Annotated in this window: 24 protein-coding genes and 1 pseudogene; 6 read left to right on the forward strand and 19 right to left on the reverse strand. The window is 68.0% G+C overall.

Annotated elements, in window-relative coordinates; all coding sequences use genetic code 11:
- Positions 1–116: 116 nt before the first annotated feature.
- The 5 genes from VXJ37_RS16145 to VXJ37_RS16165 all read left to right on the forward strand — a co-directional run bounded on the left by VXJ37_RS16145 (position 117) and on the right by VXJ37_RS16165 (position 5,215).
- Positions 117–1,475 (forward strand): MFS transporter, encoded by a 1,359-nt coding sequence (locus tag VXJ37_RS16145; protein WP_331324051.1) that lies wholly within the window; start codon positions 117–119, stop codon positions 1,473–1,475.
- 79 nt (positions 1,476–1,554) lie between these two features.
- The gene (locus tag VXJ37_RS16150; protein WP_331324052.1) at positions 1,555–2,238 is read left to right on the forward strand and encodes a GntR family transcriptional regulator; all 684 of its coding nucleotides are present in this window, start codon (positions 1,555–1,557) and stop codon (positions 2,236–2,238) included.
- Entirely contained in the window at positions 2,235–3,023 is a 789-nt protein-coding gene (locus tag VXJ37_RS16155; RefSeq protein WP_331324053.1) for an aspartate/glutamate racemase family protein, read from the forward strand. The genes VXJ37_RS16150 and VXJ37_RS16155 overlap by 4 nt, the downstream gene beginning before the upstream one ends.
- Positions 3,024–3,053: 30 nt before the next feature.
- Positions 3,054–4,481 (forward strand): amidohydrolase family protein, encoded by a 1,428-nt coding sequence (locus VXJ37_RS16160; protein ID WP_331324054.1) that lies wholly within the window; start codon positions 3,054–3,056, stop codon positions 4,479–4,481.
- An 8-nt stretch (positions 4,482–4,489) separates the two neighbouring features.
- Entirely contained in the window at positions 4,490–5,215 is a 726-nt protein-coding gene (locus tag VXJ37_RS16165; protein WP_331324055.1) for a maleate cis-trans isomerase family protein, read from the forward strand.
- Positions 5,216–5,237: 22 nt separating this feature from the next.
- Here the strand turns inward: VXJ37_RS16165 and VXJ37_RS16170 are convergent, their stop codons facing one another.
- The 6 genes from VXJ37_RS16170 to VXJ37_RS16195 form a co-directional block, all read right to left on the reverse strand.
- Entirely contained in the window at positions 5,238–6,158 is a 921-nt protein-coding gene (locus VXJ37_RS16170) for a diacylglycerol/lipid kinase family protein (protein ID WP_331324056.1), read from the reverse strand.
- An 83-nt stretch (positions 6,159–6,241) separates the two neighbouring features.
- On the reverse strand, positions 6,242–7,615 hold the full coding sequence (locus VXJ37_RS16175; protein ID WP_331324057.1) for an NAD(P)(+) transhydrogenase (Re/Si-specific) subunit beta: 1,374 nt from the start codon (positions 7,613–7,615) through the stop codon (positions 6,242–6,244).
- Positions 7,612–7,932 (reverse strand): NAD(P) transhydrogenase subunit alpha, encoded by a 321-nt coding sequence (locus VXJ37_RS16180; protein ID WP_331324058.1) that lies wholly within the window; start codon positions 7,930–7,932, stop codon positions 7,612–7,614. The genes VXJ37_RS16175 and VXJ37_RS16180 overlap by 4 nt, the downstream gene beginning before the upstream one ends.
- Complete coding sequence (locus VXJ37_RS16185; protein ID WP_331324059.1) at positions 7,932–9,110, reverse strand: Re/Si-specific NAD(P)(+) transhydrogenase subunit alpha; 1,179 nt, start codon at positions 9,108–9,110, stop codon at positions 7,932–7,934. The genes VXJ37_RS16180 and VXJ37_RS16185 overlap by 1 nt, the downstream gene beginning before the upstream one ends.
- A 143-nt stretch (positions 9,111–9,253) precedes the next feature.
- A complete protein-coding gene (locus VXJ37_RS16190; RefSeq protein WP_331324060.1) occupies positions 9,254–10,066 on the reverse strand; it encodes an IclR family transcriptional regulator domain-containing protein in 813 nt (270 codons plus the stop codon).
- A 108-nt stretch (positions 10,067–10,174) separates the two neighbouring features.
- A complete protein-coding gene (locus VXJ37_RS16195; RefSeq protein WP_331324061.1) occupies positions 10,175–11,011 on the reverse strand; it encodes a shikimate dehydrogenase family protein in 837 nt (278 codons plus the stop codon).
- Positions 11,012–11,156: 145 nt separating this feature from the next.
- On the opposite strand from VXJ37_RS16195, the gene VXJ37_RS16200 reads away from it, so the two are divergent.
- Positions 11,157–12,494, forward strand: coding sequence for an MFS transporter (locus VXJ37_RS16200; RefSeq protein WP_331324062.1), 1,338 nt, complete (start codon positions 11,157–11,159; stop codon positions 12,492–12,494).
- A 74-nt stretch (positions 12,495–12,568) separates the two neighbouring features.
- On the opposite strand, the gene VXJ37_RS16205 is transcribed toward VXJ37_RS16200, so the two are convergent.
- From VXJ37_RS16205 to pcaH, 13 genes and pseudogenes are all read right to left on the reverse strand, one after another.
- The gene (locus VXJ37_RS16205) at positions 12,569–12,991 is read right to left on the reverse strand and encodes a hypothetical protein (RefSeq protein ID WP_331324063.1); all 423 of its coding nucleotides are present in this window, start codon (positions 12,989–12,991) and stop codon (positions 12,569–12,571) included.
- Between the two features lie 7 nt (positions 12,992–12,998).
- Positions 12,999–14,240, reverse strand: coding sequence for an ABC transporter permease (locus VXJ37_RS16210; protein ID WP_331324064.1), 1,242 nt, complete (start codon positions 14,238–14,240; stop codon positions 12,999–13,001).
- Entirely contained in the window at positions 14,237–14,956 is a 720-nt protein-coding gene (locus tag VXJ37_RS16215) for an ABC transporter ATP-binding protein (RefSeq protein WP_331324065.1), read from the reverse strand. Before VXJ37_RS16215 ends, VXJ37_RS16210 begins: the two co-directional genes overlap by 4 nt.
- 2 nt (positions 14,957–14,958) lie before the next feature.
- Positions 14,959–16,485 carry an efflux RND transporter periplasmic adaptor subunit gene (locus VXJ37_RS16220; protein WP_331324066.1) on the reverse strand — a complete coding sequence of 509 codons (1,527 nt, stop codon included), beginning with the start codon at positions 16,483–16,485 and terminating at the stop codon, positions 14,959–14,961.
- Positions 16,486–16,597: 112 nt separating this feature from the next.
- Positions 16,598–17,410, reverse strand: coding sequence for an IclR family transcriptional regulator domain-containing protein (locus tag VXJ37_RS16225; protein ID WP_331324067.1), 813 nt, complete (start codon positions 17,408–17,410; stop codon positions 16,598–16,600).
- A 61-nt stretch (positions 17,411–17,471) separates the two neighbouring features.
- Positions 17,472–18,158, reverse strand: a complete 687-nt coding sequence (locus VXJ37_RS16230; protein ID WP_331324068.1) for a 3-oxoacid CoA-transferase subunit B — start codon at positions 18,156–18,158, stop codon at positions 17,472–17,474.
- Between the two features lies 1 nt (position 18,159).
- On the reverse strand, positions 18,160–18,849 hold the full coding sequence (locus VXJ37_RS16235) for a 3-oxoacid CoA-transferase subunit A (RefSeq protein ID WP_331324069.1): 690 nt from the start codon (positions 18,847–18,849) through the stop codon (positions 18,160–18,162).
- Between the two features lie 3 nt (positions 18,850–18,852).
- A pseudogene (locus VXJ37_RS16240) lies at positions 18,853–20,140 on the reverse strand (thiolase family protein).
- Positions 20,137–20,577 (reverse strand): 4-carboxymuconolactone decarboxylase, encoded by a 441-nt coding sequence (gene pcaC / locus VXJ37_RS16245; RefSeq protein ID WP_331324071.1) that lies wholly within the window; start codon positions 20,575–20,577, stop codon positions 20,137–20,139. Before pcaC ends, VXJ37_RS16240 begins: the two are co-directional and overlap by 4 nt.
- Positions 20,574–21,392, reverse strand: coding sequence for an alpha/beta fold hydrolase (locus VXJ37_RS16250; protein WP_331324072.1), 819 nt, complete (start codon positions 21,390–21,392; stop codon positions 20,574–20,576). The genes pcaC and VXJ37_RS16250 overlap by 4 nt, the downstream gene beginning before the upstream one ends.
- A complete protein-coding gene (locus VXJ37_RS16255) occupies positions 21,385–22,839 on the reverse strand; it encodes a lyase family protein (protein ID WP_331324095.1) in 1,455 nt (484 codons plus the stop codon). Before VXJ37_RS16255 ends, VXJ37_RS16250 begins: the two co-directional genes overlap by 8 nt.
- 14 nt (positions 22,840–22,853) lie before the next feature.
- On the reverse strand, positions 22,854–23,411 hold the full coding sequence (pcaG, locus tag VXJ37_RS16260) for a protocatechuate 3,4-dioxygenase subunit alpha (RefSeq protein WP_331324073.1): 558 nt from the start codon (positions 23,409–23,411) through the stop codon (positions 22,854–22,856).
- 5 nt (positions 23,412–23,416) lie between these two features.
- On the reverse strand, positions 23,417–24,286 hold the full coding sequence (pcaH, locus tag VXJ37_RS16265) for a protocatechuate 3,4-dioxygenase subunit beta (RefSeq protein ID WP_331324074.1): 870 nt from the start codon (positions 24,284–24,286) through the stop codon (positions 23,417–23,419).
- Positions 24,287–24,327: the final 41 nt, after the last annotated feature.

Here is a 24,327-nt window from a genome sequence, read left to right on the forward strand (position 1 = left end):
GGATCGCCTGGCGCGCACCGCCCTCCCGCCCGGCAGGCGCACCTGCCCTGCCGGGCGGACTCCACGCACCTTACGCTCCCTCCCCCATCCGTAAACTTCCCCGTGAAGGAGAAGCTGTGTCCATCCCAAACACCGAAACAACGGCCACGCCAGACGAGGCCGCACCCCTGACCACCGAACAAGCCGGAAAGGGCGGCACGCAACGGCGCACAGCCGTCCGCTGGAAGCTCTTCCTGCTGCTCCTGGTCCTGGTGTCCGTCAACTACATCGACCGCGGATCGATCTCCGTGGCGCTGCCCATCATCCAGAAGGAATTCAACCTGGCGCCCGAACTGGTGGGCCTGCTGCTCTCCGCCTTCTTCTGGACCTACGCCCTGATGCAGGTCCCCGTCGGCTGGCTGATCGACAAGTTCGGACCCCGCAAGGTTATGACCGCTTCCTGCCTCGGCTGGGGCGCAGCCACGGCGGCATCCGGCATGGCCGGCGGCTTCCTGAGCATGTTCATTGCCCGTCTGGGAATCGGCGTCACCGAAGCCGGGGTGATGCCGGCAGGCGGCAAGCTCAATGCCATCTGGATGCACAAGTCCGAACGCGGCCGCGGCGCCACCATCCTGGACGCCGGCGCACCCCTCGGCGCAGGGCTGGGCGGCATCATCATCGCCGGCCTCATCGCCTCCACCGGGAGCTGGCGTTGGTCCTTCGTCATCGCCGGCGCCGCCACCGTCTTCATGGGCCTCGCCGTTTGGTGGTACGTCCGGGACAATCCCCGCCAGCACCGCGGCGTCAACGACGCGGAGGCCTCCTACATCGAAGCCTCGCATGCCGCCGAGGACGCCGAGGCAGCCGTGGATGGCAGCAAGGGCAAGCGCGGCCTGCTCCCCTACCTCAAGTTCCGTTCCTTCTGGGCCATGTGCCTGGGCTGGCTGGGATTCAACGGCGTTTTCTACGGCCTGCTGACCTGGGGCCCGCTGTACCTGGCCCAGGCCAAGGGCTTCGACCTGAAGACCATCGGCTGGTCCACGCTGGTCATCTTCGGCGCCGGCTTCGTCGGCGAAATCATCGGCGGCACCATCGCCGACAAATGGCGGGCCTCCGGGGCGTCGGCAAACCTGGTGATGCGGACCCTCCTGGGCATCTCCAGCGCCATCGTGGTGGCCGGCCTGGTGGGCGTCACCGTGGTCCCGGACGCAACCACCGCCGTCGTCCTGCTCTCGCTCGTCCTGTTCTTCCTGCGCTGGGTGGGCCTGTTCTGGAGCATCCCGGCCATCCTGGGCGGACGCACCAACGCCGGCGTCCTGGGCGGTGCCATGAACCTCAGCGGCAACATCTCCGGCTTCGTCACCCCCATCGTCGTCGGCCTGATCGTCGGGGCCACCGGTTCCTACACCTGGGCCCTCCTGTACTTTGTGGGCTCCGCGGTGATCATGGGCGCCTCAGTCCTCACCCTGAACTACAACAAACGGCTTCCTGTCTAAGCTGACCCTCGCAGGGAAACTTGCAACCAACGCCCCCGCAGCCGGGAGCAGTGCCAACGAGAATCCGAAATGGAGCATCATGCTGACCGCAGAAGAGACCCAGGACAAGGACCGCCCCCTTCGCGAGACTGTCCGGGACACCCTCCGCACCCGGATCTTCGAAGGACACTACGCTCCCGGCACGCGGCTGGTGGAACGCGACCTCGCTGCGGAATTCTCCGTCTCCCGGCTGCCGGTGCGCGAGGCCCTGCGGATGCTCCGCCAGGAAGGCCTCATCAGCGACCGGGGCGCCCGCGGGGCCGAGGTGAGCAGCCTCAGCCCCAAGGACGTGGAGGACCTCTTCGACGTCCGCCAGTCCCTGGAGGTCCTGGCCTGCCGGCTCGCCGCAAAGCGGGCCACCACGCAGGACCTGGCCTACCTCAAGGGGCTGCTGGACAACGCGGAGGCTTTCCTGGCCAAGGGTTCGGTCATGGAGGCCCACCGCGCCAACAGCGAATTCCATGACGCCATCACGGCCATCGCGGACAACAACTTCCTCAAGTCCGCCCTGGAACCCCTCCAGGGCCGCATGCACTGGCTCTTCCGGCACGTCAGCGACCTGCCCGAGCTCATCCGCGAACACCGCGAACTCTATGCCGCCGTCGCCAGCGGCGACCCGGACAGGGCAGCCGCCCAGTCCGCATCCCACATTGGCAAGTACCGGGACCAGTTCCCCGAGGACTTCCAGAAGACCGAACCAGAATTCCACCGGAAGAGAAAATGAAACTCCTGGTCATCAACCCCAACATCAGTGCCGACGTCACGGCGCTGATTGAATCCGAGGCCCTCCGCTCCGCCTCCCCCGGCACCGAACTGCTGGTCCGGACCGCCGGCCACGGCGTGGAGTACATCGAGACCCGTTTCGAAGCCCTCATCGCCGCCGGCGCAGTAGCCGAAATCATCGCCGAACACACCCGGCCCGGGGCAGACCCGGTGGACGCCGTGGTGGTGGCTGCCTTTGGCGACCCCGGCATGCCGGCACTCAAGGAAATGGCGGACGTCCCCGTCATCGGCATCACCGAGGCCGCCCTGTCCGCCGCAGCGCTGCAGGGCCACCGGTTCTCCATCATCGCCATCTCCGACCGCATCAAACCCTGGTACCGGGAGTGCGTGGAGCGCTTCGGCCTGGCGGGACGGCTTGCTTCCATCCGCTCCATCAACGACTCCCTCACCAGCATCGCCTCCGTCCAGCAGGACTTCCGGGAAACCCTGCTGGCACTCAGCCGGCAGGCCGTAGCCGAGGATGGTGCCGACGTCGTCATCCTTGCCGGCGCACCGCTGGCGGGGCTGGCCCGCGACCTCAAGGGACAAATCCCCGTACCGGTGGTTGACGGGATCTCCGCCGGGATCCGCATGGCGGAGGCCGTGGCAGCGCTGCAGTCCGGCCTGCACCGCGCCGGAGCCTTCGCCCCGCCGCCGGCCAAGGACCGCAAGGGCCTTTCCGGCAACCTGGACGCCGTCTTCGCGGCCCGCCAGGAACACGCCGGAACCCCGCACCCCGCAGCCTAAGCAGACTTCACCATTCCAGGAAGGACACCGATGTCCCACCAGCCAGACCTTGTTATTTCCAACGCCACCGTGGTGAACAGCGACGGCCGCCGGGAAGCCCACATCGTGGTTTCCGGCGGCCGGATCGCAGCCCTCGTGGATGCCACCCAGCCCATCCCGGCAGCCGGCCGCACCATCGATGCCACGGGCAAGCTCGTGATCCCCGGCGGCGTGGACGGACACTGCCACGTGGCGCAGGTGACCGGCCGCTTCCGCACGCTCGACGACTACCGCACCACGTCCACCGCAGCCCTGTGGGGCGGCACCACCACCATCATCGACTTCGGCATCCCCCGGGACGCCCAGGAAACTCCGCTGGCCGCCGTCCTGCACAAGAAGGAGCTCGCCACCGAGTCCCGCTGCGACGTGGCGCTTCACGGCGCAGTGGTCAGCTGGGACGAAACGGTGCCGTGGCAGCTTGAGCAACTGGCCGCGGAAGGCGTCCGCTCGGTGAAGATGTACACCACCAACCGCGGCACCACCATGGCCGACGGCGACACCATCCTCAAAGTCATGCGGGAAATGGTGCGGCTGGACGGGCTCGCGTACATCCATGCCGAGCACGACCCCATCATTGCCGACTGCACCGAACAGCACGCCCAGGACGGCCGGATCGGGATTGAACACCTGCACCGGACCCGGCCCGAGCTGGCTGAGGAGATCTCCGTCAAGGAGACCCTGGCCATGGCCGAATACACGGGCGCGCCGGTCTACTTCGTCCACCAGTCCACGCCAGGCGCCGTGGACCTGGTCTGGCAGGCACGCGAGCGCGGCCTCGACGCGTACTCCGAAACCTGCCCGCACTATGTCACGCTGGACGACACCGTCTACGCCTCCGCCTTTCCTGAATGGTTCGCCTGCTGCCCGCCCATGCGCAGCGCGGAAACCGTGGCTGCCCTCAAGGAGCGGCTGGTGTCCGGTGCCATCCACACCATGTCCTCCGACCACTCCTGCTACGACCTGTCCCAGAAACGCGAGCGCACCGACGACGTGCGTGCCATGCCGCACGGACTTCCCGGAGTGGAGACGCGCATGCCGGTCACCTTCACGGCCATGACGTCCGCAGGTGCCACGGTGGAACAGTTCGTCAGCGCGTTTTCCGCTGAACCGGCGAGGATCAACGCCGTCCCGGGCAAGGGCCGCATCGCCGAGGGGTTCGACGCCGACCTGGTGGTCTTCGACCCCGCAGAGGAACGCACGGTGGACGGCGCAGCCCTGCACATGGGAACTGACTTCTCGCCCTTTGACGGGAGGGCGCTCACGGGCTGGCCCGGCGTCGTTGTTTCCAACGGCCGCGTGGTCCTGGACACGGACGGCTTCCACGACCCCGGCGCTGCGGGACGCTTCATCCACCGCAACGGCTTCAGGGAGCATCAATCAACAGCAGCCGAATCGCACGAGCCCGCCGGGATCTTCTAGGAGCCTCCATGCCTGCAATTACACGCCCCCGCCGCATCGGCATGATCGTGCCGTCCTCCAACACCTGCCTGGAACCCCAGACGTACCGCATCCTGGGCGGCCGGGACGACGTCACGGTGCACTTCACCCGGATCCCCGTCACCCGCATCGCCCTTGATGACTCCTCCGACCGGCAGTTCGACCCCGCGGTGATGCGCGGGGCGGCACAGCTGCTGGCGACGGCGGACGTGGACGTGATTGCCTGGAACGGCACGTCCGGCTCATGGCTGGGGTCGTCCCACGACCAGGAACTGGCCGCGGAGATCACCGGCGCCACGGGTATCCCGGCCACCACCTCCACCTTGGCCTACCTTGAGGCGTTCCGGGCCTTCGGCACGGAACGGATCGGCCTGTTCACGCCCTACACGGAGGACGTGAACCGCCAGGTGATCGCCTGCTATGAGCGCGAAGGGATCAAAACCGTGGACCACCGGGCCCTGGGCCTGAGCGACAACGAATCCTTTGCCCGGGTCACGGATGACGAAATGCGCCCCGGCTCCCTGGAACTCGCGGCCGCAGCGCCTGACGCCCTGGTGTACCTGTGCACCAACCTGTACGGGGCCAACATCACCGGGGAAATCGAGGAGGCCACAGGAGTTCCGGTCCTGGATTCCGTGGCCGTCACGCTCTGGCACGCCCTGAAGCTCGCGGACGCGCCACTGCTGGATGCCCGCTGGGGCCGGCTGCTGGGGTAGAACCCCTGCAGCCGCCGGGCTGTTACATCCGCAGGGTCAGGGCACCGGGCTCCATGATCATGAGCACGTGCTTGCCCTGGCCCTCGTGGTCGCCGTCCAGCTGGTAGTCATCCTTGTGCTCCAGGGTGATCTCCACGGTCTTGCCCTGGAAGTACTCCACGGCGGTGTCCCTGTTCCTGCCTTTGCCGATGATGCCGGCCAGCACGGACAGCCAGCCCAGCTTGCCGTGGTGGGGTGCCAGGACGGCAATGTCCAGCAGGCCGTCATCGATCTTGGCGTCCGGGAAGATTTCCAGTCCGCCCTGGACCTTGCCGCAGTTGCCCACCATGACGCTGCGCACGCCGCGGTGGACCACTGATTGGCCGTCGATCACCACGGTTGCCTTCACCGGCTTGCCGGGCAGGTTGCGGATGCCGGCATCCACGTAGGCCAGCCAGCCCACCTTGTCCTTCAGGTCCTCGTTGGTGTCCGCCATGATGGTGGCGTCGTAACCCATGCCGGCCATGACCAGGAACAGCTGGTCCTTGTCCGGGTCGCTGCGGCGGGCACGGACCACGTCGATCTTCCGTTCGGCACCGATCAGCGCACCGGCCATGGCGCCGTCGTAATCGGTGACGTCCATGCCCAGGTTGCGGGCCAGCAGGTTCCCGGTGCCCAGGGGCAGCAGGCCCATGGGGGTATCCCCGCCGGAGAGCACCTCGGCCACGCAGCGCACGGTCCCGTCACCGCCGGCCGCGATCACGATGTCCGCACCCTGGGCCAGCGCTTCCCTGGCCTGCCCCACGCCGGGGTCCTCCTTGGTGGTCTCAAGCCAGATGGCTTCCCCCCAGCCGTTTTCCACGCAGTGCTTGGCCACCAGGCCGCGCACGTCGATGTCCACCGGCTTGGCAGGATTCACGATGATGGCGGCACGCTTGGGCGAAGTGGAGCTGATGTCAGTCATGGCGTCCTCTGATGGGGGATGGAAAGCAAGCTTCTGAAAGAAGGGTAACCCGCCACGGGGGCGGTCCGGCGCAGCGCGGCGGCCTACAGGGCCTTCACCGCACCCAGCACCTGGGCCAGCGAGTCCTTGGCATCCCCGAACAGCAGGGACGTCTGCGGCTGGTACAGGAGGTCGTTTTCAATTCCGGCAAACCCCGGGCGCATGGAGCGCTTCAGGAACACCACCTGCCGCGCCTCCGCCACTTCCAGGATGGGCATGCCGTAGATCGGGGACCCGGAGGAGGTCTTGGCGGCCGGGTTGACCACATCGTTGGCGCCCACCACCAGGGCCACGTCCGTCGTCTTGAACTCGGGGTTGATCTCGCCCATCTCCTTCAACGACTCGTACGGCACGTTGGCCTCGGCGAGGAGGACGTTCATGTGGCCGGGCATTCGGCCGGCCACCGGGTGGATGGCGAAATCCACCTCAATGCCGCGGGCTTCCAGCGCCAGGGCGAGTTCGGCGGCCGTATGCTGGCCCTGGGCCACCGCCAGGCCGTAGCCGGGGACGATGATCACCCGCTGGGCGTAGCCCAGCAGGACCGCCACGTCCTCCGGCGAGGACGAACGCACCGGACGCTCGCTCACGGCGGTGGATCCCGCCGTCGAACCTCCGCGGAAGGCACCAAACAGGATGCCCGCCACGCTGCGCCCCATGGCCGCCGCCATGGCCCGGGTGAGGATAGTGCCGGAGGCGCCCACGAGGGTGCCGGCCACCACCAGCAGGACGTTGCCCAGCACCAGGCCGGACGCCGCGACGGCCAGGCCGGTGAAGGCGTTGAGCAGTGAGATGACAATGGGTACGTCGGCGCCGCCCACGGGCAGCACCAGCAGGACACCGGCGCCAAGGCCCAGGACCAGCAGGAGGACCGCAAGGGGCAGCGAAGCGGTCATCACCACGGCCACGCCCGCGGCCACAGCGACGAGCAGCACCACGGCCATCACCACCGGCAGGCCCGGGAACACCAGGGGCCGGGTGGTCATGAGTTCCTGCAGCTTGGCGAAGGTGATGCCTGATCCGGCAAAAGACACGGCACCCACCAGGAGCGTGAAGACAATGGCCACGCGCACCCAAGGGTTGTCCGCGTGGCCCAGCTCCAGGAGCGCCACCAGGGCCGCCGCCCCGCCGCCTACCCCGTTGAACAGGGCAACCAGCTGCGGCATCTGGGTCATTTTCACGCGCCGGGCCACCGGGGCTGCCACGGCGGACCCGATGGCGATGGCAGCCAGGATCCACGGGATGTTCTCCAGCCGGGCGGACAGGAAGACAGTGATGACGGCGATCAGCGCCCCGAGTGCCCCCACCTGGTTTCCGCGGCGCGCGGTGCGGGGAGAGCTGAGCCCGCGCAGGGCCAGGATGAAGCAGACCGCCGCGGCGAGGTAGAGCAGGGAGGTCCAGACCGGATCGACGACGCTCATTTACTGCCTGCCCCGGGTCCGGCAACGTTCCGCGCTGCGTCCTTTTTGGCGTGGAACATATGCAGCATCCGGTCCGTCACCACGAAGCCGCCCACCAGGTTGGCGGTGGCCAGGACGACGGCGAGCAGCGCCACCGCCAGGACCCACGGGTCCGCTGCCTGCCCGGCCACGATGATGGCACCCACCAGGATGATCCCGTGGATGGCGTTCGCGCCGGACATCAGCGGCGTGTGCAGGGTGCTGGACACCTTGGACACCACCTCGAAGCCGACGAACACCGCCAGCACCGTGATGGTCAACAGGGCCGTTCCGTCCATCAGAGCGCTCCTTCCTGCCGGGCCACAGCCGTGGCCGTCCGTTCTGCGAGCAGCTCCGCGGTGGGCCGGTGCCGCACCTCCCCGCCGTGGGTGAGGCAGGCGCCCGCCACCACTTCGTCATCGAAGTCGAGGACAAGCGCACCGTCCCGGACCATGAGTGCCAGCAGGTTGGCCACGTTCTTGGCGTAGAGGCGGGAGGCGTCCGAGGCCATGGCGGAAGCGGGGTCTTTCAGCCCCACCAGCGTGATGTGCCCGGTTCCGTCGGCCGTGGGGATGGGGATGTCCTGGCCCGGCACGGAGCCCTCCACGTTGCCGCCGGACTCTGCCGCCAGGTCGACGACGACCGAGCCTGGGCGCATCCCCTGCACCATCTCGCGGGTTACCAGGAGGGGGGCCGGGCGCCCGGGGACGGCCGCCGTCGTAATCAATACCTCCGACTGCGCCACGTGCGGCGCCAGCAGCTGCCGTTGGCGGGTGCCGGCGTCGGAGCTCAGCTGCCGCGCATAGCCGCCGGCCGCTTCCGCGGTCTCAAGGTCCAGCCGGATGAACGTTCCGCCCATGGACGCCACCTCGTCTGCTGAAGCCGGGCGGATGTCGTTGGCAAATACCCGCGCGCCCAGGCGTTTGGCCGTGCCGATGGCCTGCAGGCCGGCCACACCTGCGCCGAGCACCAGCACGCGGGCCGGCGGGACAGTACCCGCGGCCGTCATGTACAACGGGAAGAAGCGGGGCAGCCGGATGGCGGCCTCCAGCACGCAGCGGTACCCGGCCACCAGCGCCTGGGAAGTCAGGGCATCCATGGACTGGGCGCGGGAAATGCGGGGCACCAGTTCCAGGGCGAAAGAGGTCACCCCATTGTCCGCGAGCGCCTGCACGGCCGGGAGTTCGGACGACGGTGACGCGAGCCCCACGGCCACGGCTCCCCTTTTGAGGGACGCGGCAACGCCCGGGTCCAGGGGACGGACGTGGGCCAGGATGTCGACGGCGGAGATGTCCAGTTCCTGTACAACGGCCGCACCGGCGTTGCGGTATTCGGTGTCTGCGTGCCCGGCGCCGTCCCCGGCCCCGCTTTCGACGGCGACGTCCAGGCCCATGCCCGTCAGCTGCCTGACGGTATCCGGGGTGGCGGCCACTCGCCGCTCGCCCTCCCGGCGTTCCCGCGGAATCCCCAGTTTCACCCGCCAACTCCTCTTCCTGACGAGCAATGCAGCGGCTCTGCTGCACGCAGTTGGCTAGAGTCTAGGGCCACTGCTGCCGCTGCGGGAGTAGGGGTGCCGGCTTCGGTGGCAAAGCGTTACCTCAGCCGCACCGGGAACCTCGGTCAGTGCGCGGCCCGGGCCGCCTTGGGGGTGGCACGGGCGGCCTGGGGTACGGGTCCGCCGTAGTCGAGCGCGATGCGCCGTGCGGCTTCCATCAGCTGGGGCAGGACTGACGCTTCGATGTCCTGGGCCGCTGCCCTGTGGGTCTGCAGCGAAACGTTGGCCGCGGCCACCACCTCATGTCCGCGCAGGACCGGAACGGCCACGCCCCGCAGACCCTCCTCCAGTTCCTGCGAGACCATGGACCAGCCCCTGGTCCTTGCCGCCTCCACCTCGGCACGCAGGTCCTCGACGCTGCCGATGGAGCGGTCAGTGAAGCGTTGCAGGCGGACCGAGTGGAGGTACTCCTCCAGCTGCGGCGCGGGGAGTCCCGCGAGGAGGACCCTGCCCATGGAGGTGGCCCAGGCCGGGAAGCGGGTACCCACCGTGATGGAGACGCTCAGCAGGCGCGGTGAGGGAACACAGGCCACGTAGACCACGTCACCGCCATCCAGGATGCACAGCGAGGTTGTCTCGTTGAGTTCCGCCGCCAGGTCCCTCAGATGCGGCTCGGCCACCCGGGGCAGCGTCAGTGCGGCCAGGTACGACCGGCCCACATCCAGGGACCGTGCAGTCAGCTCGAAAGCCGGCCCGTCAGCACGGAGGTAGCCAAGGTCAGCGAGGGTGAGCAGGAAGCGCCGGGCAGATGCCCGCGTCATGTCAGTCCGGGCGGCCACCTGCGAGACGGTGAGCCGGGGCTGGTCCGGGGTGAAGGCAAGCAGGACATCGAAGGCCTTCTCAACCGACTTAACGAAGTAGCCTGCCTGCTCCTCCACGTTGCTGTTCCCTCCGAAGCCACCGGGCATGCCGGCACGGGACTGCCGGTCGTTCGCACCTGTCCGATCATATCGGGCGGGGGAAGATCCGGCCCGGCAGCGGCCAACCTAGTGGGTATCCCGAAGCCGGACGAGCGTGTCCTGCAGGAGACTGCCGGCTGCGCTGTCCAGGCCCAGAAGTGGCACCATGGCCACCGCCTGCTCCCGAAGGTGGTCCCACCCGTCGATGCACCGCACACCCATTGCCTGTGCGCAGGCAACGGTGGCGGTGGTATGCCGGGCGTACACGAAGTCGTACACAACGGCGTCCGGGGCCAGCACAGCACCGCCCCAGGCCGGCGCGTCCGACGTGTTTTTTCCGATGGGCGTCGCGTTGACGATCAGGGAGGCACCAGCGGCGGCCTCCCGGGCTTCCTTCCATGTGATGCTGCGGGCGTCGAGGCCCAGCTCGCGCGCAAGCTCCAGCAACTCCGCGGAAGCGTGGGGATCGCGGTCGGTGATGGACACGGTGCCCACGTTTTCCCGGATGGCAATGAGGGCTGCACGGGCGGCTCCTCCTGCTCCGAGCAGGAGGGCATGGCGCTGGTAGGCGTTGCCGAGCAGCACTTCGGCAGCGGTGACGTCGGTGTTGTGGCCTTCCAGGCCCCCGCCTGCCCGCAGAAGCAGGTTGCAGGCCCCGCTCAGCCGCACGGACTCGTCGGCACTGTCGGCTGCTTCAGCCGCCCAGTGTTTGTGCGGCATGGTCACGTTGGCGGCGAGCATATCCGGTTCCAGGAGCCTCCTGCGGACCTGCGCAAGATCGCCGTGGGCTGGGACATCCCATGCCTCGTACGTCCAGCCACTGCCCAGCCGGGCCAGGACCGGGTTCCAAAGCCCGGGCGACATGGCCTGGGAAGCCGCCGACCCGATCAGGACCAGCCGGAAAGCCTGGGTGCGCGGTTCCATACAGAGATCCACCTTTCGCCGACATCGACGTTGTGATTGCCGTCACCGGCTAGTATCCTCTTTCTAGACGCATTTCGCACACTTGTTCGGTATGCGTACAAATTAGAAAAAAGATCCCCACCTTCAGCGTGGAAGGGACCCCACAATGACCAACATCGCAGCAGGAGCCCAGGCCCAGTCGACGCCTGAGGCGCAGCGCCGTCTCAAGCGCGCAAAAAAGGCAGCACTGGCAGCCTTCCTCGGCGGCGCACTGGAGTACTACGACTTCTTCATCTACGCCACGGCCGCCTCCCTCGTCTTCTCAAAGATCTTCTTCCCTGCGGGTGACCCCACCGTGGCGCTCATCGCGTCCTTTGCCACCTTCGGTGTCGCCTACGTCGCGAGGCCGTTCGGAGCAGTGGTGTTCGGGCACCTGGGTGACAAGATCGGCCGCAAGAACACCCTCGTGCTCACCCTCGTCCTGATGGGCAGCGCCACGTTCCTGATCGGCGCCCTGCCGGACTTCAGCCTGGCAGGCTACTGGGCCCCAGGGCTGCTGGTGGTGTTGCGCCTGCTGCAGGGCCTGTCCGCCGGGGCCGAGACCGCCGGCGCCTCGGCCTTGTCCACGGAGGAAGCCCCTGAGGGGCGCCGTGGTTTCTTCGCGAGCTTCGCCATGAGCGGCATCTCGGCCGGCATCGTGCTGGCGTCCCTTGCCTTCCTGCCAGTGGCTGCCATGAGCGAAGCGGAACGGATCGCCTGGGGCTGGCGGATTCCGTTCTGGCTCTCCCTGGTGGTCCTCATCGTCGCCTACCTGGTACGCCGCTCGCTGGAGGAGCCGGAGGTCTTCGAGGAAAAGCATGACCACGGCGAACTGGTGAAGCTCCCCTTCGCCAAGATGTTCCAGACCCACCCCGCCCAGTTCTTCCAGGTGGCGCTGATGTCCTTCGAGACCGTCACCAATACCTTCATGCAGTCCTTTGGCCTGGCCTATGCGGTTTCGGTAGGCGTCCCGGCCTCAACCATGCTGTGGGTCAGCATCCTGGGCAACGTCCTGGCCATCGTCAGCCAGCCCCTGCTGGCGCGGATGTCGGACACCTTTGGCCGCCGCCCCATCTTCATCGGCGGCGTCCTTGGTTCCGGCGCCATGATCTTCGTCTACTTCTGGGTCATCTCCACCGCGAACATCCCCATGATCTTCCTGACCAGCACCCTGATCACAGCCGGCACCTACGCCATGTCCAATGCCATCTACCCGGCCTGGTTCGCGGAGCTCTTCAACGTCAAGGTCCGCTATTCCGGCATGGCCATCGGCCTGCAGATCGGCATCCTCTGCGCCGGCTTCACCCCGCTGCTCGGCACGGCCCTGGTGGGCGCGGACAAGGCCAACTGGGGACCGGCTGCCTGGATCGTGGCCGGTTCATCCGTCCTTGCCGTCGCAGGGGCCTGGTGGGCGCGGGAGACCGCCAAGACCCCGTTGCGCGAGCTGGGCAACCACGTGCGGTAGGGGCCTTCCCGGCAAGGCAGCAAACAAAAGGCGGACGACGGCGGGATGGACCGCCGTCGTCCGCCTTTTTCGCCTTATTGTCCGGCCGGCGCCGCCGGGGCGCTGACCGGGGCTGCCCCATTGTTCTGGCTGCGCCGTCCCTGGCCCGGTGTCTGCGTCCCGGCATTGTTGCCGTTGCCGGCACCCGAACGGCCATTGGTTCCCTGGAAGTTCCCCACGTTGGTGCGGGCGCCCCGGGCACCCATGTCCAGCTGTTTTTGCACCATCGAGCCGCCGAAGAACCCGGCCACCACCAACAGCACGCACACCAGGACCTTCGTGGAGCGGCCCGGCGTATAGCGCTTCCTGGGAATGAAGGGCTCGTCGGCGGGTTGGGCCTCTGCCGGTTCGTCGGGGAAGGGCGCGGACTCCCCGCCTGACGCCGTCAGGAAGACCGGAGCCGACAGCGCCTCGGTGACGTCGGCGGTGTCCGGATTGCCTGGACTGGAACTGTTCACGGGTTTCCTATTCATAGCGGAGGGCATCGATGGGCCGCAGCTTTGCGGCCTTGTTGGCGGGGTAGACCCCAAAAACCAGTCCAATGACGGCCGATACCGCCAGGGACAGCCAGACCGTCCAGGCCTGCACCTCAGGTTGGACTCCGAGGACGGGGAATGCGCTGCCGGCAAAGCCGACGGCGATCCCGGCCACTCCACCGATGACGGAAATCACCAGGGACTCGATCAGGAACTGCGTCACGATGCTGCCCCTGGACGCACCGATCGCCTTTCGGATGCCGATCTCGCGGGTGCGTTCGGTCACCGTGACCAGCATGATGTTCATGACGCCGATCCCGCCCACCAGGAGGCTGATGGCCGCCACGGCGCCGAGCAGGATGGTCAGCGTCTGGGTCGTGTTGGTGGCGGTGGTGAGGATCTGCGCCTGGTTGCGCACCTGGTAGTCGCGGTTGGTGGAGTCAACGTGGTGGCGGGCGTCCAGGATCATCTGGATCTCGTTCTGGGCCTGGTTCATGACGTCCGCGGAGGCAGCCTGCACGGTAATCGATGCCAGCGTGGGCGCGTACCCGGTGAACTTGTTCTGCGCGGCGGAGAAGGGCACCACCACGATGTCATCCGGATCGTTCAGGCCCGTGGACCCCTTGACTGCGAGGACTCCGGACACCGTGAAGTTCTGGCCGTTCAGCTGGATGGTCTGGCCCACCGCGGAACCGGTGGCGTTGCCGAAGAGGTCGCTGGCCACCGTGTTTCCGATGACGGCCACGGGATTCCCCGCCTGCTGGTCGGCGTCTGTAAAGGACGCCCCGGACGCCATGGCGCTGTTGGTGATATCGAAGTACGACGCCGTGGTTCCCAGGAAGCTCGCCACGGAATGGGTGGCGTTGGTGTACGTTGCGGTGACGCCCTGCGCCTGGACGATCGGCGCCGTCCGGGCGACATCCGGTGCCAGCACTGCGTCCGTGAGCGCATGCTCGTCGTCGAGGGTGAGGTTGGTGCTGCGGGTGCGGCTTGTCCCGGCCTGTCCACCAGTGCTGCGTCCACCCACGCTGGTGGAACGGCTGACGGTGAGGACGTTCGTGCCCAGCTTGCCGATCTGGGCTTTGATGTTGTTGCTGGTCCCGGCTCCGACCGCGAGCAGGATGATGACAGCGGCAATGCCGATGAGGATTCCCAGCGTGGTGAGGACCGAACGCATCTTGTTGGCGGCCACCCCGGACAGGGCGAACCGCGCGGATTCGAGGAGGTTCACGGCGCCACCGCAAAGGTTCCCGCGGGCACCGGTTGCTGCCGGACATCGGAGACGATCCTGCCGTCCTGCATCCGCACCACCCGGCCTGCACGCTCTGCGACGTCCATTTCGTGGGTGATCATCACGATGGTCCGCCCACTGGCGTGCAGGGTCCCGAAGAGATCCAGGATCTCGTTGGAGGACCGCGAATCCAGCGCTCCGGTGGGCTCATCGGCCAGGAGGAGGACCGGGTTTGTCACCAGGGCCCTGGCGATGGCGACGCGCTGCTGCTGGCCGCCGGAAAGCTGCGAGGGTTTGTGTCCCGCGCGGCTGGACAGTCCCACGGTATCCAGCATGGCCAGTGCGCGGCTGCGCCGCTCCTGCCGCCCCACTTTCGCGTAGGCGAGCGGCATGGCCACGTTGTCCACGGCCCTGGTCCTTGAGATCAGGTTGAAGTTCTGGAACACGAAGCCGATCTTGCGGTTGCGGATCTGTGCCTGCTGGTATTCGTCCAGTTCCCGGGTGTTGATGCCGTCCAGGCGGTAGCTTCCAGTGCTGGGGGCATCGAGGCAGCCGATGATGTTCATCATGGTGGACTTGCCGGATCCCGAAGCCCCAATGATGGCCACGAAGTCGCCCCGCTCGATTGAAATGTCCACCTTGTCCAGTGCGCGGACCTCAGCCTCGCCCTTGCCGTATACCTTGCTGACGCCGGACAGTTCGATGACAGTGGGCATGCCTACTGGCCGCCGTTCCGGGCGCCGCCCCTGTTGCCGCCGCCGCCCAGGCCGCCGGCGCCGAAGCCGCCGCCGGTGGGGGTGCTGCCGGTGTCAAGGGTGCTGGAGATGGCCGGCAGTTCCACCTGGTCCCCTTCGGCGAGGCCGGTCAGGACCTGGGTGCGCCCGTTGGCGCTGATCCCGGTGGTGACCGTCACCGGTGTGGGGGTGCCGTTCTTCAGGACGTTGACCGTCAGCCGGTTCCCCGTAGTGGTGATGGCCAGGCTGGGGACCACCAGGGCGTCGTCGGCCGTGGCCGTGGTGACCGAAATATTGGCACTCTGGCCGAGCTTCAGCCCTGCCGGTGGATTGGCGATGGAGACCGTCACCGGGTAGGTGACCACGCCGTTGGTGGTGCTCGCGGTCTGGGCTATGGAGACCACCTTGCCGGTGACTGGTGCCGCGGCCGGGTCCTGCGCCAGTGCGGGAAAGGTGAATTGGGCCGTCTGGTCCGGTTTCATGCTGGTGACGTCGGACTCCGAGAAGCCGGCCACCACCTGCAGGTGGCCCGTGTCGCTGATGGTGACCAGGCCGCTGCCGGAGCTTGCCCCGCCGGACGACGAGTTCCCGGACGAGGCGGACGACGCCGCTCCGGCGCCACCGCTGGCTGCTCCGGAGGAACCTCCCGAGGACGCCGGGGAGGATCCCGTCAGCGCGCCGGCCGTTGCGCTGACCGACGTGACGGTTCCGGCCACGGGTGAGGTCAGGTTGCAGGCGGCGAGGTTGGCCTTGTCCGTTTCGACGGCGAGTTGGGCGCTGGTGACGTTGGTGCCCCCTGCCGAGGCCGCGCTGTTCTGGGCGTTGCCCAGGGCCGTGGTGGCGGAGGCAACCTGCTGCTTGTCCTTGAGCTGCGTGGAAGCCTCCTGGTTCTGGGCCTGGGTCAGCGCGGCCTGGTCCTTGGCCAGCTGGTTCTGGGCTGCCGCCACCGGGTCCGTCCAGTTGGCAGGCTTCGGGCTGGGGACGGGCACGGCCTGGGCGGCGGTCACGGCAGCGTTATCGGCATCAACAGCTTTCTGGGCCGCGGCCACGGTGGCCGACTGCTGCGATGAGTCCAGGCCGGCAGACTGCTGGGCGTTGACCAGGGCCTGGTTTGCGGTGGCCACCTGCCCGGCGGCGGACACCTGCTGCTGGTTGGCCTGGGCCGTCACGGAATCCAGTTGGGCCTGGGCGGCGTTGAGGGCGTTCTGGGCGTTGGTGGGATCGATGGAGAGGAGCGGCTGGCCGGCAGTGACCTGCTGGCCCAGGGTTGCTGCCACCGAGAGGATCACGCCGCTGCAGTTTTGCGCGTTGACCACCGTGGTGGTTTGCGGGGCGACATTGCCCGACGCTGTGGCCACCGAGGAGATGGCCGCCTTGCTCACCGTTACCGTTCTCGCGGCCGCCGACGGGGTGGTGGATCCAGCCGCGGTAGCCGTGAGGTAGGTGCCTGCGCCGAGGGCCACAATGACGGCGCCCAGGCCCAGGTTGATAACGAGGGTTTTTGAGGTCATGGCTGGACCCTAAAAGGGCCGCCTGAAGAAATGCCGTGAAATCAATGGGAGCGGAGCGAGTGAGTCTTAATGTTTCGCCGCTGACCCGGGTTCATGCCGCCTGCAAGGGGAGCTACCCCCGGGCAGTGAGGTCTGCGGAGATGAGCCTGGCGGTGGCCACGATCTCCTGTGCCACCGACGCGAGGTAGGTATCGGGGTCAGGCTTGGCCTCGACCGATTGGGCCTGCAGCGACACGTTCACGGCTGCCACCACCTTGGCCCCGTCATACACGGGCGCCGCGACGGACATGAGGCCCAGTTCCAGTTCCTGGTTGAGCAGGCACCAGCCTTGCGTGCGGACGGTTTCCAGGACGGCCAGCAGCTCGGAAGCTGTTCCCAGGGCACGCGGAGTGAGCGGCTTGATGTCCGCGGCCGCCAGGTAAGCCTTGAGCTCCGCGGGGGGCAGGTGCGCGAGCAGTACCCGGCCCATGGACGTGGCGTAGGCGGGGAAGCGGGTGCCCACCGTGATGCCGATGGTCATGATCCGGCGGGTGGTGACCCGGGCAATGTAGGCGATGTCGGTGCCGTCCAGCACGGCGGCGGACGTGGACTCACCCAGCTTCAGGGACAGTTCCTCCAGGTGCGGCTGCGCCAGCTGCGGCAGGGACAGACCCGAGAGGTACGCGTAGCCGAGCTGGAGGACCTTGGCCGTCAGGGCGAACGTCTTGCCGTCGGTCCGGACGTAGCCCAGTTCCACCAGGGTGTGCAGGAACCGGCGGGCGGTGGCGCGTGTCAGGCCGGTGCGGGACGCGACCTCGCTGAGCGTCATGACGGGACGCTCAGCGTCGAAGGCCCGGATCACGGCCAGGCCCCGGGCCAGCGACTGGACATACTGGTCGCTGGCCTGCGGGGCGGTCCTGGTCTCTGTCCCTGCGGCGTCGGTCATGGTTACCAATCCTAGGGGGCGGCCACCGTTCCGGGCTGCGGGTGTCCGGGTTTCGACGGGCTCAACCACCGGCGACGGCCGCCGCGGGTTTGAGGGGGACGGGGATGAGTTCCTGAAGTTCTTGGAGGGTGCAGCCGAAGGTTTCGCGGACGGTCACGCCGTCGGGTCCGGTGAGGAACACGCCCTTGTCCGTGTAGACGCGGGTTACGCAGCCGACGCCGGTGACCGGGTAGGTGCAGGCATCCACGATCTTGGAGGCTCCTTCGCGGGTGAGGAGGGTCATCATGACGAAAACGTCCTTGGCGCCGGTGGCCAGGTCCATGGCACCGCCGACGGCGGGAATCGCCCCGGGTGCCCCGGTGTGCCAGTTCGCCAGGTCACCGGTGGCGGAGACCTGGAAGGCGCCCAGGACGCAGATGTCCAGGTGGCCGCCGCGCATGATCGCGAACGAATCCGCGTGGTGGAAGTACGAGGCGCCGGGGAGTTCGGTGACGGGGATCTTGCCGGCGTTGATGAGGTCGCCGTCGATCTGGTCACCAACGGCTTCGGGGCCCATGCCGAGCATGCCGTTCTCCGTGTGGAGGGTGATGTTCTGTTCCTCGGTGAGGTAGTTGGACACCAGGGTGGGCTGGCCGATGCCGAGGTTCACGAAGGACCCCGGTGCGATGTCTTTCGCCACGAGCCGGGCCAGGTCGTCGCGGCCCAGGGGCGTCGCCGAGGTCTGGAGGGATGTTTCGGTCAGGCTCATCTCAGGCCGCCTTTTCTGCTGCGCTGCCGCTGCCGGCAACGGTCACGATGCTGTTGACGTAGATCCCAGGGGTGACCACGTTCTCCGGGTCCAGGCCACCGGTCGGGACGATCTCTGAGACCTGGGCAATGGTGTGCCTGGCGGCCGCGGCCATGATGGGGCCGAAGTTCCGGGCGGTCTTGCGGTACACCAGGTTGCCCTTGCCATCGGCCTTCAGCGCCTTGATCAGGGCGACGTCGGCGTGGATGGGGGTCTCGAAGACCTGCCATTTGCCGTCCAGGAACCGGGTTTCCTTGCCTTCGGCGAGCATGGTGCCGTAGCCGGTGGGGGTGAAGAACCCGCCGATTCCGGCCCCGGCGGCGCGGATCCGCTCGGCCAGGTTGCCCTGCGGGACCAGTTCGAGCTCGATCCGCCCGGCCTTGTACTTGGCGTCGAAGTGCCAGGAGTCGGACTGCCGCGGGAAGGAGCAGATCATCTTCTTCACCCGGCCCTCCTTGATCAGCAGGGCCAGGCCCTGGTCGCCCTGGCCGGCGTTGTTGTTCACCACGGTCAGGTCCGTGGCGCCGCACTCCAGCAGCGCGTCGATCAGCTCAAACGGCTGGCCGGCGTTGCCGAACCCGCCGATCATCACGGTGGAGCCGTCCTTGATCCCGGCCACGGCCTCCTGGACCGACTCAACAAAATTCAGCATTACTTACGCCTTTCCAGCGGTGACGTTTTCGAGGACGACGGCCAGGCCCTGGCCGACGCCGATGCAGATCGCAGCCACGCCCCAGCGTTCCCCGGAGGCCTGCAGGGACCGGGCGAGGGTGCCCAGGATCCGGGTCCCGGAGGCGCCCAGCGGGTGGCCCATGGCAATCGCCCCGCCATGCCGGTTCACAATGTCGTGGTCAATCCCCCAGGCGTTGATGCAGGCCAGGGACTGCGCGGCGAACGCCTCGTTAAGTTCGACGGCGCCCACCTGGTCCCAGCCGATGCCCGCCTTCGCGAGGGCCTTGTTCGCCGCTTCCACGGGGGCGTAGCCGAAGTACTGCGGATCGTTCGCGTGCGCGCCGCGCCCGGCGATACGGGCCAGNCGCGAGGGCCTTGTTCGCCGCTTCCACGGGGGCGTAGCCGAAGTACTGCGGATCGTTCGCGTGCGCGCCGCGCCCGGCGATACGGGCCAGCGGATCCAACCCCAGCAGCCCGGCGGCCGCCTCGGAACCCACCCAGGCCGCGGAGGCGCCGTCGGACAACGGGGATGCGTTGCCGGCGGTGACGGTGCCGTTCTCGGTCCGGAACACGGTCTTGAGCCCGGCGAGCTTCTCCGCCGACGAACCCGCCCGGATGCCTTCATCGCGGACCAGGTCCGTTCCCGGGACGGGGGCCACGAGGTTGTCGTAGAAGCCCTCGTCCCAGGCGGCGGCGGACAGGTTGTGGGAGGCTGCGGCGAACTCGTCCTGCGCCTCGCGCGTCACGCCGTACTTCTCGCGGAGCCGCTCGGTGGCCTCACCCAGGGAGATGGTCCACTCCTTCGGCATCGCCTTGTTCACCAGGCGCCAGCCCAGCGTGGTGGACGCCAGGGTCATATCCCCGGCCGGGTACGGCTTCTCCGTCTTCGGCAAAACCCAGGGGGCACGGGACATCGATTCCGCGCCGCCCACCAGCATCAGGTCCGCGTCACCAGCATTGATCTGGCGCGAAGCAATCATCGCCGCATCCAGCGAGGACCCACAGAGCCGGTTCACCGTAGTGCCCGGGATGGACACCGGGAGCCCGGCCAGCAGGGTGCCCATCCGGGCGATGTTGCGGTTCTCCTCACCCGCGCCGTTGGCGTTGCCGAACACCACCTCATCAATCCGCTCAACGTCGAGCCCGGGGGCGCGCCGGACGGACTCCTTGATCACGTGCGCGGCAAGGTCATCCGGACGCACAGCGGCAAGCCCGGAACCGAACTTACCGAACGGGGTGCGCACGGCGTCGTACACAAAAGCCTGGTTCATGAAGGTGCATCCATTTCTTTGAAGACCTGCTGGGCGGTCTTGAAGGCGGTGTTGGCGGAGGGAACTCCGCAGTAGATGGCGGTCTGGAGCAGGATTTCCTTGACCTCGTCCCTGCTCAGGCCGTTGGTGATGGCAGCGCGGATGTGCATGGCCAGCTCCTCCCAGTGGCCGTGGGCCACCATGGCGGTAATGGTCACCGCGGAGCGCATCTGCCGGGTCAGGCCGGGCCGGGTCCAGATGCCGCCCCAGGCGATGCGGGTGATCATGTCCTGGAAGTCGTCAGTGAACTCGTCCTTACTGGCATTGGCACGGTCCACGTGTGCGTCACCCAGGACTTCCCGCCGGACCACCATGCCGCCGTCGTAAATTTCCTGGCTGGTGGCGCCAGGCTGGACCACGCCGCGACGGTCAGCGGGCTGCTGTCCCGTGCCGCTCACTTGGCCGCCGCCCGGGATTCCGCCCAGCTGATGAGGCTGCGCATGAGGTCGGCGACATGTGCAGGCGCCTCGGCCGGGGCAAGGTGCGAGATGCCCTCGACCGTCACGGCCGTGGCAGTGCCTCCGGCAGCAGTGATTCCGGCGGCCACTTCCTCGGCCATGGCCGGGGTAGCCACAGCGTCCAGCGCGCCGGCGATGACCTGTGTGGGGACGGTAATGCTGCCCAGCTCCGCCCGGACGTCAAAGGCGGCCAGCGCTTCGCAGCAGAAGGCGTAGCTGAAACGGTCCGCGTCCCGGAGGGAATGCAGGAGCTGGCTGCTGAAGTCGGGCTCCCGATCCATGAAGCCCGGCGCGAACCAGCGCTGCGCGGAGCCCTGGATCATCACCGGTGTGCCCTGCGTGCGGACGGTTTCGGCGCGCTCCAGCCAACCCTCCGGGGTACCGATCTTGGCGCCGCTGTTCTGCACGGACAGGCTCTTGAGACGCTCCCCGTGCCTGATGCCCAGCTGGAGCCCCACGGCACCGCCCAGGGAGACGCCGGCGTAGTGGAAGGCCTCACCGGGGGCGATCGAATCAACCAGGTCCACCACGGCGTCGGCCAGCGCGGCGACGTCGAACGTGTCGGTGGCGGCCGGAGAAACCCCGTGGCCGGGCAGGTCCCACGCCACTACGTCGTAGTCATTGCCAAGCAGTGATGCCACGCGGTTCCAGAGGATGGACGAGGTGCCCAGGGAAGGACCGGCCACCACCAGGGGGTGGTCTCCGAGTACTCGCTGGGGGGACAGCAGCGCTGCCTTCAGGGCCGGTTTAGCCACGGGAAGCTCCATTCGCATCGGGGGAAACAAAGTCAGGGAAGGCTGCCAGGATGCGGCGGGTAATCTCCGCCGACTGGCCAAGGTAGCTCGCGGGGTCCAGGAGCTCTTCCAGCCGTGCATCAGGGACGACGACGGCGGGAACAGCGTCGCGGAGCAGCTTCCGGTACGTGGCGGCCTGTTCGGCGGGGGGCGCCTGCAGCGTTTGGTCCACCACGTCCTGCAGCTGCTGCTTGCCGGTGCGGCCGCCCTGCTCCTTTAGCAGCGGAGCCACCGCTGCCGTGACGCCCTCGGCCAGCAGCAGCGGTCCGGCAAGGTCCAGGTTGCGGCGCATGGCCTCCGGGAACACCTGCAGCCCCTCTGCAAGCTCGCGGAGGTGGCCGGCGGCCCCGAGGGTGAGAGCCAGCAACTGCCGGAGAGCCGGCCACTCTGCATGCCAGGCCCCGTCCGGGCGTTCGTCGTTGAAGGTGGCGGCGGCCACGTGCAACTGCGCTGCCAGCTGCGGTGCCTGCAGCGCGGCGCTGCGGACCAGGACGGACAGCACCGGGTTCTGCTTTTGCGGCATGGCGGAGGAAACCCCGCGGCCGGCAGCACGGGGTTCAGCGAGCTCTGCAACCTCGGGCCGGCTGAGGAACAGCACGTCCGCGGCGATCTTGCCGAAGGCGTCCAGGACGGAAGCCAGGGCATGCCCCAGTGAGGTAATGGCCAGCCGGTTGGTGTGCCAGGGAGCCTGCGCCGGGGCCAGGCCCAGCTGGGCGGCCAGGTTGTCGGCCAGGCTGAACGGCGTGGCGTGCGAGCCTTCGGTCAGCACCGTTCCGGCCGCGAGAGTTCCGGCGGCACCGCCGAACTGGACGGGAAATTGCAGCGCCTCCAGCTGGCGGCCCGCGGCGGCCGCGCCCTGGAACCACTGCGCGGCCCGCAGCCCGAAGGTGAAGGGAAGGGAATGTTGGGTCAGGCTCCTGCCCACGCACAGCGTGTCCGCATGCTGCCCTGCCAAGGCGGCGAGCGACGCCGCGGCGCCCTTCAGGTCCGCCAGCACGGCATGGACGGTGTTCCGGGCCAGCAGCATCAGGGCGGTGTCCAGCACGTCCTGGCTGGTCAGGGACGTGTGCACGGCTTTCGCCGCCCCAACTCCCGCGGTGTCGAGCGCCGCCACCTTCTTCCGGAGGTCCGCCAGCAGCGGGATTACCGGGTTGCCGCCGCCCTGGGCACGCAGCGCAATATCGGCCAGGTCGTAGCGCCCCGCCTCCGCGGCGGAGGCCACGACGGCGGCGGAACCGGCAGGTGCCAGGGCCGCCCGTTGCAGCACGGCGGCCCAGCCCGATTCGACGGCGAGGATCGCCGCCAGCACGGCCCGGTCCCCCGTCAGCGCCGCCACCAGCGGTGACGCTGAGACGGGACTGAGCAGGCCGGCGTCGGCCTCTTCCGCGAAGACGCGCAGATCTCCCATGGCGGCGGCGTGGGTCACTGGAAGTCCAGGAAGACCGTTTCGTCCCCGCCCTGGAGACGGATGTCCCAGGTGAGGCCGCCGTCGGGATCGCGGCGGGCGATCAGCGTCCGGCGGCGCTCGGGGTCGAGTGCGCTGAGGAGGGGGTCGTTGGCCAGGGCCTCAGTGTCCTCGGGCAGGTAGATGCGGGTGAACAGGCGGTTGGTGAGGCCCCTGGCGAAGAGCGCCACGGAGATAAAGGGTGCGGCACCCGGCTTGGTGGGACCGGGGTTGACGGTGGTGAAGGTGAACACGCCGGAGTTGCCCACGGCGCCGCGGCCCCAGCCGGTGAAGGTGTAGCCGTCACGGACCAGGGACCCGGTGCGCTGGACAACCTTGCCGTCTGCGTCAGGCTGCCAGATTTCCAGGATGGCGTCCGGGATGGTGTGCCCGGCGCCGTCATACACGGTGCCCTGCAGGCGGATGGAACCGGGTGAGCCCGGGGCCAGGAGTTCATTGTCCTTCTCGAACGGCAGGGCATAGCCGTAGAACGGGCCCACGGTCTGGCCGGGGGTGGGTACCAGCTTGGTGCTCATCGTTCCTACTCCTCATCCCCGGCGTCGCCGTATGCTTCATTTTCGGTCCAGGTCCGCTTGGGCCCGGTCAGGACGATGTCCCAGTTGTACCCCAGCGCCCACTCGGGTTCGGTGAGGCTGTGGTCGTAGGTGGCCACCAGCCGGTCGCGGGCGTCCTGGTCCACGATGGTCTGGTAGATGGGGTCCAGCGGGAACAGCTGGTCGCCGGGGAAGTACATCTGGGTGATGATGCGCTGGGTGAACTCGGTGCCGAACAGCGAAAAGTGGATGTGTGCCGGCCGCCAGGCGTTGAGGTGGTTCTTCCACGGGTAGGCGCCCGGCTTGATGGTGGTGAACCGGTAGGAGCCGTCCGGGCTGGTAATGCAGCGGCCGATGCCCGTGAAGTTGGGGTCGATGGGGGCAGGGTGCTGGTCCCGCTTGTGGATGTAGCGGCCGGAGGAGTTGGCCTGCCAGATCTCCACGAGCTGGCCGGCTACCGGGCGGCCGTCGCCGTCCAGGACCTTGCCGGAGACGATGATGCGCTCACCGAGCGGTTCGCCGTTGTGCTGGATGGTCAGGTCCGATTCCAGCGCGTGCACGTCCTGGTGCCCGAACGCCGGCGAGTACAGCTCGATGGTCTCGGGGTCGGCGTGCTGCAGGCTCTTGGTGGGGTGGCGCAGGATGCTGCTGCGGTAGGGCGGGTAGTCCAGGCGGGGCTGGATCTCGGCTTTGGCGCCGTCCTTGAGCGCGCGCTGGTAGGCCTCGCCGATGGCGCTGATCTCTGCACTGAGGTCCGCCTGGGATTCGATGGCCTTGTCCAGCTGGTGGGCAGCCTTCGGTTCGGCCGGGGGCACGAGTTCCTCGGACTCCAGCTCTGAAGTGATGTCTTCCGGCACGGCTGGCTCCTTTCTGATCTGTTGGTTGTCTTGCGTCTGGG

Origin of the sequence: Pseudarthrobacter phenanthrenivorans (assembly GCF_036455295.1) — a bacterium.
GTDB lineage: Bacteria > Actinomycetota > Actinomycetes > Actinomycetales > Micrococcaceae > Arthrobacter > Arthrobacter phenanthrenivorans_C.

Bases quoted from the DNA above. Each gene is read 5' to 3' on its own strand.
- VXJ37_RS16175 (WP_331324057.1), bottom strand. From the start codon at position 7,615: ATGAGCGTCGTCGATCCGGTCTGGACCTCCCTGCTCTACCTCGCCGCG.
- VXJ37_RS16220 (WP_331324066.1), bottom strand. From the start codon at position 16,485: ATGACCTCAAAAACCCTCGTTATCAACCTGGGCCTGGGCGCCGTCATT.
- VXJ37_RS16170 (WP_331324056.1), bottom strand. From the start codon at position 6,158: ATGACTGACATCAGCTCCACTTCGCCCAAGCGTGCCGCCATCATCGTG.
- VXJ37_RS16215 (WP_331324065.1), bottom strand. From the start codon at position 14,956: ATGCCCACTGTCATCGAACTGTCCGGCGTCAGCAAGGTATACGGCAAG.
- VXJ37_RS16225 (WP_331324067.1), bottom strand. From the start codon at position 17,410: ATGACCGACGCCGCAGGGACAGAGACCAGGACCGCCCCGCAGGCCAGC.
- VXJ37_RS16200 (WP_331324062.1), top strand. From the start codon at position 11,157: ATGACCAACATCGCAGCAGGAGCCCAGGCCCAGTCGACGCCTGAGGCG.
- pcaG (WP_331324073.1), bottom strand. From the start codon at position 23,411: ATGAGCACCAAGCTGGTACCCACCCCCGGCCAGACCGTGGGCCCGTTC.
- VXJ37_RS16160 (WP_331324054.1), top strand. From the start codon at position 3,054: ATGTCCCACCAGCCAGACCTTGTTATTTCCAACGCCACCGTGGTGAAC.
- VXJ37_RS16150 (WP_331324052.1), top strand. From the start codon at position 1,555: ATGCTGACCGCAGAAGAGACCCAGGACAAGGACCGCCCCCTTCGCGAG.
- VXJ37_RS16235 (WP_331324069.1), bottom strand. From the start codon at position 18,849: ATGCTGAATTTTGTTGAGTCGGTCCAGGAGGCCGTGGCCGGGATCAAG.
- VXJ37_RS16180 (WP_331324058.1), bottom strand. From the start codon at position 7,932: ATGGACGGAACGGCCCTGTTGACCATCACGGTGCTGGCGGTGTTCGTC.
- VXJ37_RS16165 (WP_331324055.1), top strand. From the start codon at position 4,490: ATGCCTGCAATTACACGCCCCCGCCGCATCGGCATGATCGTGCCGTCC.
- VXJ37_RS16155 (WP_331324053.1), top strand. From the start codon at position 2,235: ATGAAACTCCTGGTCATCAACCCCAACATCAGTGCCGACGTCACGGCG.
- VXJ37_RS16230 (WP_331324068.1), bottom strand. From the start codon at position 18,158: ATGAGCCTGACCGAAACATCCCTCCAGACCTCGGCGACGCCCCTGGGC.
- VXJ37_RS16195 (WP_331324061.1), bottom strand. From the start codon at position 11,011: ATGGAACCGCGCACCCAGGCTTTCCGGCTGGTCCTGATCGGGTCGGCG.
- VXJ37_RS16255 (WP_331324095.1), bottom strand. From the start codon at position 22,839: ATGGGAGATCTGCGCGTCTTCGCGGAAGAGGCCGACGCCGGCCTGCTC.